This window comes from Jatrophihabitans sp., assembly GCF_036388195.1.
Taxonomy (GTDB): domain Bacteria; phylum Actinomycetota; class Actinomycetes; order Mycobacteriales; family Jatrophihabitantaceae; genus Jatrophihabitans_A.
In genome coordinates this window covers 1-14,799 of sequence record NZ_DASVSG010000147.1, presented here as the reverse complement: position 1 = coordinate 14,799, position 14,799 = coordinate 1, and the positions used below count along the sequence as shown (strand labels likewise).

Sequence of the window (14,799 nt, the reverse complement as noted above, 5' to 3'; positions counted from 1 at the left end):
GCACCGGATGGGTGGCGAGCCACTCCAGCCCGGCGCCGGCGCTGAGCAGGGCGGAGGCGCTGGTCGCCAGCCCGGCCTGGGTGGCGGTCGACAGCGCCAGCGTGCCGATGGCGTACTGGCGCACCGACTCCAGCTCGGCCTCGGTCACCGGAGCCGAGGCCATCCGGCCCAGCTCGTACAGGGTCTCCAGCAGGGCGGGCGCGCTGACCTCGGTGGCGACGTCAGCCGACACCAGGAGGGACGAGCGCAGCGTGGCATGCTCGAGCGCGCTGCGCGGTGAGTAGGAGAAGCCCTTGCGCTCGCGGATGTTCTCCACCCACCGGGAGGAGAAGTAGCCACCGAAGATCAGGTTCGCCAGCTGGAGCGCCGGATAGCGCTCGTCGTGTCGCGGCAGGCCCGGAGCGCCGAACCGGAACGCGGTCTGCACCGAGCCCGGCCGGTCCACGATCCGCAGCGGACCTCCGGTGATCGGCGGCAGGGGCGGCCGTTTCGCGGCCGGGGCGGCGCCGGTCCAGCCGTCCAGGGCGGACTCCGCGGCGGCCAGCGCGCGGGCCGGCGTGATGTCGCCGACGATGACCAGCAGGGCGCCGTCCGGACGCACCAGGCCGGCGTGCAGGCTGCGCAGCTGGGCTGCCGTGGTGGCGGCGACATCCGCCTCGTCGGGCAACGTCCGGCCGTACGGGTGCCCGGGCGCCATCCGGTCGGCCAGCGCCTCGCCGGCGATCACGCCGGGCTGGGACCGGGACATGGTGATCCGCTCCAGCAGCCGGCTGCGCTCACCGCTCACCTCCGCCGGCCGGTAGCTGGCCGAGGTGAGGATCTCGGCGTACAGCCCGAGCAGCGCCGGCAACCCGGCCGCGATCGCCGACGCCGACAGCAGCAGCCGGTCGGCGTCCCGGCCCACCGAGAGCTCCGCGCCCAGGTCACCCAACGCGATCGCCAGCGAGGCGCGGTCCCGTTCGGCGGTGCCGGTGCGGATCGTGCCGGCCAGCAAGGCCGACCGCGCCAGGTGCTGCGGCTTGGCGGAGAAGAACGGGATGCGCAACCGAACCTCGACCATCGGCACGGTCGGCCGGCGGATTGCGACCACCCGCAGGCCCGAGGACAGCACCCGCTCGGAATAGGCGAGCTTCTTCGGCTTGGCGGCCGGAGCGAGCCCCGGCACCGGCAGCAGCGCGCTCATGCGGCAGCTCCCGGGACGAGCTCGAGAATGGCCCGGCTGGTCGGCGTCAGGGTGCCCGCCACCGCGCGGATGTCGGCGTCGGTGACCTCGTTGAGCAGCTCGGGCAGCCGCAGGATCAGCGCCGCATCGCCGAACAGCAGCTCGAACTTCGCGAACTCCTGGCTGCGGTTCATCACCTGGTCAAGCTCCTGGGAGATGGTGGCCGCGAGCTGGACGGCGGCCCGGCGCAGCTCGCCGGGTTCGACGCCGCCGGTGGCCAGCCGGTCCAGCTCCTCGTCGATCGCCGCGATCACCGCGTCGGTGACGGACCGGTCGGCGTAGTGGGAGGTGATGGTGAGCCGGGTGGGGTCGCGCTCCTCCAGCGGGTCGCCGAAGGTGCCCAGGTAGGCGCTGATGTCGGTCACCAGCCCCTTGGACTGCACCAGCGAGCGGTGCAGCCGCGAGGCGTCCCCGTTGGACAGGATCTCTGCGAGCAGCACCGTGGCCAGGTACCGGGGAAAGTCGGCTGCCGGGTCCACCACCCGGTAGCCGATCGCGAGCGCCGGGATCGGCGCGATCTCATCGACGACCACGTCCCGCCGCTCACTGCTCAGCGGCGGCTCGCCGAAGTCCGGCCGCTGCGGCTTCTTCCGGCGCCTGATCGGCCCGAAGTGCCGCTCGATCATCTCGCTCGCCTCGTCCGGGTCGAAGTCGCCGGCCACGCAGAGCACCGCGTTGGCCGGGGCGTAGTAGCTGTCGAAGAAGGAGCTGGCGTCGGCCACGGTGGCGTTGGTGAGATCTTCGAAGCCGCCGTAGCCGTTGTGCGCGTTCGGAAAGGTGTCATACATCAGCTGCGGCAGCTGCAGCCACGGGAACCCGCCGTACGGCCGGTTCAGCACGTTGACCCGGATCTCCTCCTTCACCACGGCGATCTGGTTGGCGAGGTTCTCCTCGGTGATCCGGGGCGAGCGCATCCGGTCGGCCTCCAGGAACAGCCCGCGCTCCAGGGCGTGCGCGGGCAGCACCTCGAAGTAGCTGGTGTGGTCCAGGTGGGTGCTGCCGTTGAAGATGCCGCCCGAGGACTGGATGTAGTGGAAGTGCTCCAGCTTCTCCAGGTTGGCCGAGCCCTGGAACATCAGGTGCTCGAACAGGTGCGCGAAGCCGGTACGCCCCTCGGGCTCGGAACGGAACCCGACGTCGTAGAGCACGGCGATCGAGACCACCGGCGCTCGCCGGTCCGGCGCCAGCACGACCCGCAGGCCATTGCGCAGCGTGTGGCGCATCAGGTCGAAGGACAGCGACGGCAGGGCAGGCAGACGTGACGAGGTGGGCACTCCGACACCCTAACCAAGCCGGCGCTCAGAGCACGTGCACGGTCCCGACGGTGGCCTCGGCCTTCGCCCACAGATCGGCCCGGTTGTCGGGGATCGACAGCATGAAGATGCTGACCCCCGCCGCGGTGGGCAGGCCCACCGTCCACAACCGCTCGACGCGGACCTTGAGGCGGCGCTGAGCGCGGTAGGTGGGATTGATGGTGATCTCGGTGACCAACTCGAATCCCTGCACGCCGCGGAAGGACCTGGTGTGCTCAGCCAGGACAACGCTCGACGGCTTGTCGCCGTAGCCCAGCGCCACGGCCAGCAGCGCGCGCCGTCGCACCTCGGCCTCGACCTGGGCGGCCGAGGGAAGCGCCGGGGCGGCGGCGTTGCGGCTCTGCCCGTAGCCGACCGTGTCGTTCGACGGCGGGCTGGCCAGGCTGCGCGGGTTGCCCGAGCCCTCGCTGATCACCCAGCCCGGCTCGACCTCCTGGTTGAGCGCGATCCGCAGGCCGAGATAGATGTCGGAGTAGTCCTGCCGGAGCCCGTTGTCGATGCAGCGATAGCCCAGCCGGGACTGCTCGTCACGGATCTCCGGGCAGGCGACCACCGGCAGCCGCTCCGCCGGGCCGCCGTCCGGGCCGAGAGGGCCGCCGGGACTCGGCCTGCCAGTGGGCGCCGTGGTCTGCTGCTGCACCCGGTCAGCTGCCTGCCGCGCCGCGCTGTCGCGGTTGCGCCGCCCGTTGACCAGCGCTGCCCCCACGACCAGCAGCAGCACCACTGCCGCGGCGACCAGGGCCGCCCCTCGCCGCCCCCGGACCTCGGAGGGATCCGGTGGCTGGTTCGGCGGCGGTAGCTCGATCATCTCCTCGAATCTAGCTCTTGAGGCCCTCGCGGCCCACCTCGGCGAACTCCCGCCACAGATGCGCGGCCGCCTCGGCGCCCTTGTAGAGCATCGACAGGGTCACCTTCTCGTTCGGGGCGTGGATCTGGTCATCGGGCAGGCCGACCCCGAGGAACACCATCGGCGCCTGCAGCTCCTGCTGGATCGCGGCCTCGGGCCCCGAGCCGCCCTCCCAGGTGGGCAGGATCAGGTCGGCGTCGAAGGCGGCGCAGACCGCCCTGGACAGCGCCTGGTAGGCCTGGGTGTCGATGGGCACCAGGCAGGGCGCCACCCCGGCGGCCTCCCAGTTGATGGTGCACTCGATGCCGGGCGGGGTGTGCTCCTCGATGAAGGCGTGGACCGCCTCGCGGATGGCGGCCGGGCGCTGGTTGGCCACCAGCCGGAACGACAGCTTCACGAAGGCGTCGCTGGGGATGATGGTCTTGCTGCCGGCGCCCTGATAGCCCCCGCCGATCCCGTTGACCTCCGCCGTCGGCCGGATGCCGATCCGTTCCAGCGTCGAGTAACCGGCCTCGCCGGCCAGCGCCCGGGACTTGCTGGTCTCCAGGAACCGGGCCTCGTCGAAGGGAACCCGGGTCAGCAGCTCGCGCTCCTGCTCGCTCAGCTCGAGGACGTCGTCGTAGAAGCCCGGAACCTGCACCCGGCCGTTGTCGTCGTGCAGTGCGGCGGTCAGCCGGGCCACCGCCTGGGCCGGATTGGGCACCGCGCCCCCGAAGACGCCGGAGTGCAGGTCCAGGTCGGGCCCGTGGAAGTGCACGTCGGCGAGCACCAGGCCGCGCATCCCGGTCACCGCGCTGGGGGTGTCCTCGGCGAGCATGCCGGTGTCGGTGATCACCACGACATCGCACTGCAGCCGGTCCCGCCGCTCGGCCAGCAGCGCCTCGAAGTGCGGCGAGCCGGACTCCTCCTCGCCCTCGATCAGGAACTTCAGGGTGACCGCCGGGCTGGTCCGGCCGGTGGTCGCCAGGTGCGCGCGCACCCCGAGCAGGTGAAACAGCAGCTGGCCCTTGTCGTCGGAGGCGCCACGGGCCCGCAACACCGGGCCGTCGACGGTGGGGTCGAACGGGTCGGTGTGCCACAGCTCGATCGGGTCCACCGGCTGCACGTCGTGGTGGCCGTACACCAGGACGGTCGGCGCGTCCGGGTCCTCGCTCGGCCACTCGGCATAGACGGTCGGCATCCCGTCCGTCGGCCAGATCTCCACGACCGGGAACCCGGTGCGCCGGCACGCGTCGGCGAACCACTCGGCGCTGCGGATCACCTCGTCCCGGCGTTCGGGCTGGGCGCTGATGCCGGGGATCCGCAACCAGGCGTCGAGATCGGCGAGCAGGTCGGCCGAATGATCGGCCACGTAGGAACGAACGTCGTTGGTCACGGTCGCGAGGTTATCGCCCCCGGGCCTCGGGTAGCAGCCCGACGCCGCTCTCAGAGGCCGCCGTTGATGAGCTCGCGCAGCTGCCCGGCGTCGAGCAGGTTCGCCGGCGCCACCGTCCGATCCGCTCCCACGTAGTAGAACGCCGCGCCCACCGAGCCGAGCTCGGAGTCCGGAATGCCGCGGATGGCCGCCCAGGCGAGCCGGTAGAGCGCCAGCTGCACCGCCTTGGCCTCGGCGTCGGCGCCGGTCGGCGGCCGGCCGGTCTTCCAGTCGACGACGGTGTAGCGGCCGTCCGGGTCACAGAAGACGGCATCCATCCGGCCCCGGACCACCCGGGCGCCGAACGACATCTCGAAGCCGACCTCGACCGCGATCGGGGTCCGGTCGGCCCAGCTGCTGCGCTCGAACGCGGCCTTGAGGGCTTCGAGCTCGCCGGCGTCGGCCAGCTCGTCGACCGCGCCCGGCAGGTCGTCGATGTCGAGCAGGGACTCGGCGGCCCAGCGCTGTTCGAGCCACTGGTGGAAGGCCGTGCCGCGACGGGCCTGCTTGGCCGGCCGCTGGGGCAGCGGCCTGCGCAGCCGCCGGGCCAGCTCGCCGGGATCGGCCGCCAGGGTCACCACGTCGGAGACCGACAGCTGGTCCGGGACGGCCACCTCGATCACGCCCAGCTCGGCCGCTGCCGCCCGTTCGGCCAGCAGCAGGTCCACGTCCCGCTCCCACAGCTTGGCCAGCGGGCTGCGCTGCGAGGCGGCCAGCTGGCTGGCCTCGCTCGGGGCGTCGAAGGCGCGCAGGTGGTTCATCGCGGCCAGCACCCGGCTGGCGCCGCGCTCGATCAGGGGACGCCGGCCCGCCAGCGGATCGGCCGGCCAGCGCTGGCCGAGCTCCACCCCGGACATCGGGTTCTGCTCGCCGTCGGCGACCTGCCACCAGCCGTCGACCTCGACCGCGTCGGACTCGCGCAACTCCTCCAGGAACACCGACGCCGGACGGGGCTTGCTGCCGGCGCCCCAGGCGGCTCCGCAGGCGTACAGCGCCTTGCGCGCGCGGGTGAAGGCCACATAGGCCAGCCGGCGTTCCTCGTCCAGGTGCCGCTGCTTGAGCCGGGTCCGGTGGTCGGCGATCCGGGCCTCGCTGTCGCCGTGGTGCTGGCAGCCGGCGAAGTCCAGCACCGGCAGGTCGGCGGCGTCACCGCGCAGCGGGGACGGCAGCAGCGCCGGCGTGCTGGCCCAGTCATGGTTCTTCGCGATGTCGGGAAAGCCGTCGGCGACCAGGCCGGCCACCGCCACCACGTCCCATTCCAGGCCCTTGGCGCCGTGCACGGTCAGCACCTGCACCCGGTCGGGCAGCACCTCCAGCGTCGCGGGCTTGAGCCCGTACTCCTCCTCCTCGGCCGCGCGCAGGTAGCCGAGGAAGGCCGACACCCCGGCGGCGGCGCGGTCGCTGGCGAACCGGGCCGCCTCGTCGATGAACCGGTCGAGGTTGGCCCGGCCGGCGTGCTCGGCGCCCGGCCGGGACGCGACCTCGACGTCGAGGCCGAGCGCGCGCTCGACCTCGGCCACCAGGTCCGGCAGCGGCAGCTCCAGCCGCCGGCGCAGTCCCCGCAGCATCGCCGCGCACTCGGCCAGCCGCCGGTAGCCCTCGGCGGAGTACTGCGACGCCTCGCCGAGGTCGTCGAGCGCTTCCACCAGGGACGGCTCGATGCGCTCGTCGTCATCGGGCTGGGCGGCCCTGCCGGACGCGGCGGCGCCGGATGCGGCGGGGTCGGACGCGGCGGGGTCGGATGCGGCAGGGTCGGATGCCCCGCTCATCGCCAGCCCGGTCAGCCTGGCCAGCACCCTGGCCCGCTGGTGCAGCGCCACCAGGTCGGCCGGGCCGATCCGCCAGCGGGCGCCGGTCAGCAGCCGGGCCAGCGAGCCGCCCGCGTTGTGGTCGGCCAGCACCTGCAGCACCGCCCGGACATCGGCGATCTCAGGCAGCGTCAGCAGGCCGCCGATGTCGACGACCTCCACCGGCAGCCCCGCGTCGCGCAGCGCCTGGGCGATCAGCGCGATGCCCGAACGCTTGCGCACCAGCACCGCCAGGGTGCGCTGGCCCGAGGTCCAGTCCAGCCGGGCGTCCCACTCCGCCCGCAGCTGCCGGGCGAGCCAGCCGGCCTCGTCGGCGACGGACTCGCTGTAGCGGGCCAGCACCCGGCCCGCCGGCGCGTCGGGACGGGCCGTCAGCGGCAGGCCGCCCGGGCCGCGCAGCTGTTCGGCGACCCGGTTGGCGACCGAGAGGATCCGGCGGTCGTTGCGCCAGCTGGTCATCAGCGAGTACACCGGCGCGGGCTTGCCGGAACGGGTGCGGAACCGCTCGGAGAACTTGCCGATGTTGGCCGAGCTGGCGCCGCGCCAGCTGTAGATCGACTGCAGCGGGTCGCCGACCGCGGTCACCGCGCGGCCGTCGCCGAACAGCGCCGACAGCATCTGGATCTGGGCGTGGCCGCTGTCCTGGTACTCGTCCAGCAACACGACGTCATAGCGGGAGCGCTCGACCGTCGCGACCGCCGGCATCGCGGCCAGCCTGCTCGCCAGCACCATCTGGTCGGCGAAGTCCAGCAGCCCCTCGGCCCGCTTGCGCTCGTCGAACAGCTCGACCAGCGGCAGCAGGTCCAGCCGCTTGGTCAGGCTCTCCAGCAGCTTCTCGACGTTCTCCGGCCGGTTCCGGGTCCGGGCGCCGGGCTTGGCCGGCAACGGGGCCAGCTCCTCGCGCAGCCGGGCGGCGAGCCGGCGGACCTGCTCCGGCTCGGCCAGGTGGTCGGCGAGCTGGCCGGACAGGTTCAGCAACCGCTCGGTCACGGTGGCCACCACGCCGGGCTCGACGGAGAACATGCCGTCATAGCGCCGGACGACCGCATCGGCGACCTGCCAGCGGGCCGCCTCGGTGAGCAGCCGCGACCCGGACTCGCAGCCCAGCACGATGCCGTGCTCCTCGACCAGGCGGCCGGAATACGCGGCGTAGGTGAGGACGGTGGGCTCACCGGCCTCCGAGCTGCGGCCCAGCGCCCGGTTCAGGGACTTCAGCCGCGCCCGGATCCGGTGCTGCAGCTCACCGGCCGCCTTGCGGGTGAAGGTCAGGCCGAGGATCCGGTCCGGTTCGACCAGCTCGTTGGCGACCAGCCAGACCACCCGGGCGGCCATCGTCTCGGTCTTGCCGGACCCGGCGCCGGCGATCACCACCGCCGGCTCCAGCGGCGCCTGGATCACCGCGGCCTGCTCGTCGGTCGGCGGGAACAACCCGAGCAGCCGGGCGACGTCGGCGGGCTGGTAGCGGGCCGGGGCGCGCACCCGGGCGCTCGTCGGGACCCGCGCCGAAGTCCTCAGGGGCGCCCTTGCCGACGTCCTCACCGGGGCCCTCATTGGGTCACCTGCCGGCCGTCGTCCTGGGCCGGGCAGCAGCTGCGCACCAGGCACCGGCTGCAGGCCTTGCCGGGTTGCGCCGTCACCGTGTTGCCCCGCAGCACCGCGGCGACCCGGGCCAGGTCGGCGGCGACCGATCCGGGATCGGGGAAGTCCGCCAGCGGTGGCTGGGCCTGCGCACCGGGTGTCGCCGTCCCGATCTGGACGAGCTGGGCTCCCCCCGGCTCGGCGGGCTCGCCACCGGTGAAGGCGCCCTCGGCCACCGCGAGCTGGTACACCGCCAGCTGCGGGTGGACGGCGACGTCCTTCTGGGTGGGCTTGCTCTTGCCGGTCTTGAGGTCGATCACCACCAGCCGGCCGTCGCGGTCACGCTCGAGCCGGTCCACCTTGCCCGACAGCACCGCGTCGCCGATCTGCACCTTGAACGGCTCCTCGCGGGCCACCAGGGTCAGCTTGGCGCGGCTGTCGACCAGCCAGGACGCCAGCGCCGCCAGCATCCGCTGCGCCCGGGCCCGCTCGGCGACGGCGTGCCAGGGGGCTCCGAAGTCCAGCCGGGACCAGCCCTGCTCCAGCAGCGCGGTCAGCTCCTCGATTCCCGCGCCCGGCTCGACCTGCTCGGCGACCCAGTGCACCAGGGTGCCCAGGGACGCGGCCACCTCGTCGGTGGCATCGGTGGCGCCGAGGTCCATCAGCAGCGCCCGGAGCTCGCAGTCGGTGTAGGCCTGGAACTTCGAGGGCCGGATCGGCACCGGGCCGAGCGACCGGGGCCGGATCGGGCCGTCGCTGGACAGCGCCGCCCGTCCCCACCACTCCCGCGGGTGGGCTCCGGGCACGCGCGCCTCGGCGAGCCTGGCCAGTTGCTCGGCGGCCGCGGCCAGCTCGTCCTCGGACGCGTTCGGGTCCACCAGCACCCCGCGCAGCTCGGCGACCAGGCCGGCGAGCAGGAACCTGCGGGAAGCGGTGGCCACCGGCCGGGACTCGATGGTGTCGGGCAGCGGGTCCAGCTCCTCGACGAACCGGGACGGCTGGGCATCGTCGCTGTCGACGGCGGTCACCAGCAGCGCGCGGCTGGCGCGGGTGATGGCCACGTAGAACAGCCGGCGCTCCTCGGTCAGCCGCTCGGCGAGCAGCCCGCTGGACACCCGGGCCCGGTGCGCCACCAGATCGACCAGCAGGTCCGAGCCCAGCAGCGAGCCGCGCTGCCGCAGGTCCGGCCAGACGCCGTCCTGGACGCCGGCCACGCACACCAGCTGCCACTCCAGGCCCTTGCTGGCGTGCGCGGTGAGGATCGAGACCTCCTCGGTCACCGCCCGCCGGGTCGCTCCGGTGTCGGTGATCTGCAGCTGGCTGACCCAGTCCCGCAGCTGGCTGATCCCGCTGCCGGGGCTGCGGTCGGACAGCTTCGCGGCCTCCATGAACAGGGCGAGGACGGCGTCCAGGGCCCGGTCGGCGCGGGCTCCGTCCGGGCCGCCGGCCAGGCTGCGGCGATTGAGCCGGGACGACAGGCCGCTGGCCTGCCAGACCGCCCACAGCACGTCCTCGGCGGAGCAGCCGGGCACCGCCACCGCATCGGCGCCGGCGTCGATGACCGCCCGCAGCCGCTCGACCGGCTGGCGGACCGCGGCCGGGACCAGAGCCAGCGCGCCCGGCTCGGTGACCAGGTCCGCCAGGCTCAGCGGGCCGGCCGGCGCCCGCCGCAGGTGCCGGCGCATCCGCAGCACCTGCAGGGGGTCGGCCCGTCCCACCGCGCCGAGCAGCAGCGCCTCGGCGGCCTCGGGCTGGACGGCTGCCGGATCGGCCACGCACCGCAGCAGCTCCAGCAGCTGGGCCACCACCGGCTCGTCGATCAGCGGGCCGCGGACCGCCTGCCCGACCGGCACGCCGGCCGCCACCAGGCCCCGCCGCAGGCTGTCGGCGGCCGGGCCGACGGACCGGACGAGCACCGCCATCTGCGACCAGGGCACCTGGTCCTCGGCGTGCGCGCGGCGCAGCACCGAGGCGATGTGTGCCGCCTCCTGGCTGGCCGAGCTGAACACCGCCACATCGACCGTGCCGGGGCCGAGGTCGCTGGCCGACACCAGCGCCCGGTGCTGGGCCGGGCCGCTGAGCCGGGCGGCGATCCGCCGGGACGCCGCGACCAGCACCGGCCCGCTGCGCCGGCACTGGGTCAGCGACACCGTCTCCACCGGGGTGCTCAGCTGGAGCTGGCCGGCGGGCTCCGGATCGGGCCGCGGGGTGCCCGGCAGCCAGCCGAAATGCAGGTCGATGTCGGCCATGGCGCTCTGCTCGGCGCCCCGGAAGGAGTAGATCGCCTGGTCCGGGTCGCCGATCAGCACCAGCTCGTCGGCGCCGGCGGTGATCAGCTTGAGCAGCTCGATCTGGGCCGGATCGGTGTCCTGGTACTCGTCGACGAAGATCCGCCGCCGTTGCCGGCGCTCGGCGGCGAGCAGCTCCGGGTTGCGCCGCAGCTCGGAACTGGCCCGCTGGATCAGCTCGGCGGCGTCGAAGGCCCCGGGCGCCTTCAGCGCGGTGACGTCGAGATATTCGCGTAGCACATCAGCGGCCACCACCCAGTCGGGACGGTCGTGCTTGACCCCCAGCTCGGCGAGCGCCTGCGGGCTGACATCCCGCTCGACGGCTCGCATCAGCAGGTCGCGCAGCTCGTCGGCGAAGGCCTGGGTGTGCACGGCGGCCGACAGCCCGGCCGGCCAGGCATCGACCCGGTCGGCCAGCCGGCCGGCCAGCAGCTCGCGCAGCGTGACGTCCTGCTCGGAGCCAGACAGCAGCCGCGGCGGCGGATCGCCGGCGAGCACGGCAGCCCGGCGCACCAGCCCGAACGCGTAGGAGTGGAAGGTTCGTGCCACCGGCTCGGAGAGGGTCCGTTGCAACCGCGCGGTGACCTGGTCGCGCAGCTGGCCGGCCGCCCGGCGGGAGAAGGTGAGCAGCAGGATGTTCTCGATCGGCACGCCCCGCCGGCTGACCCGGTCGACCACCGATTCCACCAGCGCGGTGGTCTTTCCGGTGCCCGGGCCTGCCAGCACCCGCAGCACGCCCAGGTCGTGGTCGATCACCCGCTGCTGGTCGGCGTCGGGCACCGGCTCCCGCAGCGCCGGTAGGTGCGGATGCACCAGCCGGAACGCGGGCTCGGACGGAACGCTTGCCAACACATCGCAATGGCATCACGCTGCGGCGACAGTTTCGGGGAGGCGACCGGCCGTGTCGCGGCCAGCCGTCGAGGTTTAGACGCTTCCGGGCAACCGCGTCCGGATAACCGGTGTCAGCCCGCTGGTGCTCAGCGGCCGTCCCAGCGGGCGGCGGCCAGGTCCACCCGGTCGCCCCGGATCGGGACCCCTTCGGCGGCCAGCAGGGACAGCTGCTCGGCACGCAGATGCTCGGCGCAGCTGCCGTCCGAGCGCAGCACCCGGTGCCAGGCCACCGTGCCGCCGTCGGCGGCCAACACCCGTCCGACGTTGCGGGCCGCCCGGCTGCCGCAGTATTCGGCGACGTCGGCGTAGCTCATCACCTTGCCCGGCGGGATCGACTCGACGCAGTCCAGGATCCGCTGGGCCAGCGGCAGGTCCTCGGTCATGGCGCGGCGGGCGGGCTCAGTAGGAGGGTAGCGAGGGGTCCACCTGCTTGACCCAGGCGGTCACCCCACCCTGGACGTGCACGGCGTCGGCGAACCCGGCGTTCTTCACCGCGGCCAGCGTCTCGGCCGAGCGGATGCCGGTCTTGCAGTACATGACGATCTGGCGGTCCTGGGGCAGCGAGGCGAGCGCGTCCCCGCGCAGGATCTGGTCCTTGGGGATCAGCTTGGCGCCGGGGATCGACACGATCTCCCACTCGGCCGGCTCCCGGACGTCGATCAGCTCCACCGGCTTGCCCGACTCCAGCAGCTCCTTGAGCTCGGCAGCGGTGATGGTGGACCCGACGGCCGCCTGCTGGGCCTCCTCGGAGACCACCCCGCAGAATGCCTCGTAGTCGATCAGCCCGGTGATCGGCTTGGTGGCCGGGTCCTTGCGGATCCTGACCTGGTTGTAGGTCATCTCCAGGGCGTCGTAGATCATCAGCCGTCCGACCAGCGGCTCGCCGACACCGGTGATCAGCTTGATCGCCTCGGTGGCCATGATCGAGCCGATCGAGGCGCACAGCACACCGAGCACGCCGCCCTCGGCGCACGAGGGGACCATGCCGGGCGGCGGCGGGTCGGGATAGAGGTCGCGGTAGTTGGGGCCGTACCGGTCCCAGAACACCGAGGCCTGCCCGTCGAAGCGGTAGATCGAGCCCCACACGTAGGGCTTGTCCAGCAGCACCGCCGCGTCGTTGACCAGGTAACGGGTGGCGAAGTTGTCGGTGCCGTCGACGATCAGGTCGTACTGGGCGAAGATCTCCAGCACGTTGCTGTTGTCCAGCCGGGCCTCGTGCACGACGACGTTCACCAGCGGGTTGATCTCGCGGACGCTGTCGCGGGCGGACTCGGCCTTGGAGCGGCCGATGTCGGACTGGCCGTGAATGATCTGGCGCTGCAGGTTGGACTCGTCGACCACGTCGAACTCGACGATGCCCAGGGTGCCGACGCCGGCCGCCGCCAGGTACATCAGGGCCGGTGAGCCGAGGCCGCCGGCGCCGACGCACAGCACCCTGGCATTCTTCAGCCGCTTCTGGCCGACCATCGCCACGTCGGGGATGATCAGGTGGCGGCTGTACCGGCGTACCTCATCGACGGTCAGCGATTCGGCGGGTTCGACGAGCGGTGGCAGGGACACGAGCTCTCGGTTTCCTTCCAGGGGCAGAGCTGGGGCTGAACTGGCGCGCCCGGGATGGTGAGCACGGACGGTCGCTGCCACAACGTCGGAACAGCGCTGACAGATTCCCATACGCCGGGGCAGCCGAACATCCGCAGGCTGTCGCGGCCTCCCTGCCGCGGGAGCTGCCCGGCTCAGGAGGAATTGCGCCGGAAGAACTCCGCATCGGGCTGGTCGCCGACCTGCTCGGCGCCCGGCGCGTCCGAGACGCCCGGCGGGAACGGCCAGGGGTTGGGACGGCAGACCCGGCTGACGGTCCTGGTCCCGATGCTCTGCTGCATCATCACCGGCGCCATGCCGTTGCGCAGGCAGTAGTGGGCGTGGTTGTGCCCCAGCGCGTGGCCGATCTCGTGGTTGACCGCGTAGCGGCGGTAGTTGACCAGGTCGCCGTCGAAGACCACCGCGCCCCGGGTCCAGCGCGACACGTTGAGCACCACCCGGCCCTCGCTGCCGGCGTAGCAGGACGTCTCGATCCGCAACGAGTACCCGCACACCCGCCGCACCGTCGTCGGAGCGCTCAGGCTGATCCGGAAGTCGACCGGCTGCCCGGACTCCACCCGCTGCAGCGCCACCGCGCCGCCGCCGATCCAGGACCGCTGATCGCTGAGCGCCGCCATCACGGTGTCGGCGAACACCCTGCGGTCCACGCCGGTGATGCCGTTCTCGACATCGATGGTGAACCGGAACAGCTGGCCCTTGCCGAGCACCGCCGAATGGCCGGCCACGGTGGAGAAGCTGCCGGTGCCCTGGAAGGTGTAGGGCGGCCCGGGCGGCAGGGCGGGTGAGGCCAGGGTCTGCGTCGGCGGGCTGGTCACCGGCTTGCTGGGAGTGGCCGAGGTGCGGGGCGCGGTGGCCGTGGCGCTCGCGGGGCGCGTGGCGGTAGGTGTGACGGTGCTGACCGGCGCGGGGGTGGTGACCCCGATGCCGGCCGCCGTCGTGATGCCGGCCGCGGCGCGGGCCGGTGGCTGGTCACGGCGCGAGCCGATGTTGAAGATCGCCAGCAGGCTGACCACGGTGAGCACCGGCAGCGCGTACGCGCGCCAGCCGTACCGGCCGGCGAAGGCGCGCCAGCGGGCTCCCGGGCCTCTCGGCGGCCCGGGCTGGCCGGCTGAGGGAACCCGACCGGCGGCGTGGCGCTGGCGCTGCTGGGCGCTCGGTCGAGTCACCGGGTTACGATCCCACACCCGCCTGCGAGGAAGCGGCATTTGCGTGGGTCAGCAAGCCCAGGATGGCTCTGGCGGTGATGACCGGGTCCTCCAGCTGCGCGGTGTGCCCCACGTCGGGCAGCACCAGCAGGCTGGCATCGGGCAGGGTCCTGGCGACCCGGGGGGCGTTGGCGACGTCGACCAGCCGGTCGACCTGACCCCAGATCACCACCGTGGGTACCTGGATCTGGCTCAGCGCATGCCACGGCGACCTGGTGCCGACCGTCAGGTAGCTGCGTACCAGGCCCCGCAGCGACCGCAGCATCGCCTCACCCGACCACGCGTAGCCACGTCGGGTCTGCAGCTCCTCGACCGCCTCGGCCAGCCGGTTGGCCGGCACCCGCTCGGGATGGGCGAAGCAGAGCTCGATCACCGCGCGGACCCGCCGTTCCGGCGGCAGCTGGTCCAGCCGGGCCAGTACCCGGGTCCCCAGGCCCGGCACCAGCAGCAGCGGCATCAGGGCGTCCGAGCCCTTCTTCGGCCGCAGGTCCGGCACCGCGGGCGAGACCAGGCTCAGCGTGCGCACCAGGTCGGGCCGCTGGGCCGCCACCTGGATGCAGATCGCTCCGCCCATCGAGTTGCCGATCAGGTGCACCGGCCCGCGTCCGGTCTGGTCCAGGTAGTCGATGACCAG

10 protein-coding genes are annotated in these 14,799 nt (G+C 73.2%); all 10 read right to left on the bottom strand.

The genetic code is table 11. The features are described 5' to 3' along the window. A partial coding sequence (locus tag VF612_RS15000) for a M16 family metallopeptidase (RefSeq protein WP_408660657.1) occupies positions 1–1,183 on the bottom strand: 1,183 nt, incomplete at its 3' end. After that, a complete protein-coding gene (locus VF612_RS14995) occupies positions 1,180–2,445 on the bottom strand; it encodes a M16 family metallopeptidase (protein ID WP_408660658.1) in 1,266 nt (421 codons plus the stop codon). The genes VF612_RS14995 and VF612_RS15000, both read right to left, overlap by 4 nt. Positions 2,446–2,521: 76 nt before the next feature. Next, complete coding sequence (locus VF612_RS14990) at positions 2,522–3,343, bottom strand: hypothetical protein (protein ID WP_408660656.1); 822 nt, start codon at positions 3,341–3,343, stop codon at positions 2,522–2,524. Between the two features lie 10 nt (positions 3,344–3,353). Continuing rightward, on the bottom strand, positions 3,354–4,757 hold the full coding sequence (locus VF612_RS14985; protein ID WP_408660655.1) for a dipeptidase: 1,404 nt from the start codon (positions 4,755–4,757) through the stop codon (positions 3,354–3,356). A 50-nt stretch (positions 4,758–4,807) separates the two neighbouring features. Continuing rightward, a complete protein-coding gene (locus VF612_RS14980) occupies positions 4,808–8,155 on the bottom strand; it encodes an ATP-dependent helicase (RefSeq protein ID WP_408660654.1) in 3,348 nt (1,115 codons plus the stop codon). Continuing rightward, on the bottom strand, positions 8,152–11,322 hold the full coding sequence (locus VF612_RS14975; RefSeq protein ID WP_408660653.1) for an ATP-dependent helicase: 3,171 nt from the start codon (positions 11,320–11,322) through the stop codon (positions 8,152–8,154). The genes VF612_RS14980 and VF612_RS14975 overlap by 4 nt, the downstream gene beginning before the upstream one ends. 125 nt (positions 11,323–11,447) lie before the next feature. Then, a complete protein-coding gene (locus VF612_RS14970; RefSeq protein ID WP_408660652.1) occupies positions 11,448–11,744 on the bottom strand; it encodes an MGMT family protein in 297 nt (98 codons plus the stop codon). Positions 11,745–11,760: 16 nt separating this feature from the next. After that, positions 11,761–12,921 (bottom strand): adenylyltransferase/sulfurtransferase MoeZ, encoded by a 1,161-nt coding sequence (gene moeZ / locus VF612_RS14965; protein ID WP_408660651.1) that lies wholly within the window; start codon positions 12,919–12,921, stop codon positions 11,761–11,763. 173 nt (positions 12,922–13,094) lie between these two features. Beyond that, positions 13,095–14,126 (bottom strand): DUF3152 domain-containing protein, encoded by a 1,032-nt coding sequence (locus VF612_RS14960; RefSeq protein WP_408660650.1) that lies wholly within the window; start codon positions 14,124–14,126, stop codon positions 13,095–13,097. Positions 14,127–14,130: 4 nt separating this feature from the next. After that, a partial coding sequence (locus tag VF612_RS14955; protein WP_408660649.1) for an alpha/beta fold hydrolase occupies positions 14,131–14,799 on the bottom strand: 669 nt, incomplete at its 5' end.

Excerpts from the sequence above, each read along its gene's own strand:
- VF612_RS14995 (WP_408660658.1), bottom strand. The coding sequence starts at position 2,445 with ATGCGCCACACGCTGCGCAATGGCCTGCGGGTCGTGCTGGCGCCGGAC.
- VF612_RS14990 (WP_408660656.1), bottom strand. The coding sequence starts at position 3,343 with ATGATCGAGCTACCGCCGCCGAACCAGCCACCGGATCCCTCCGAGGTC.
- VF612_RS14980 (WP_408660654.1), bottom strand. The coding sequence starts at position 8,155 with ATGAGGGCCCCGGTGAGGACGTCGGCAAGGGCGCCCCTGAGGACTTCG.
- VF612_RS14970 (WP_408660652.1), bottom strand. The coding sequence starts at position 11,744 with ATGACCGAGGACCTGCCGCTGGCCCAGCGGATCCTGGACTGCGTCGAG.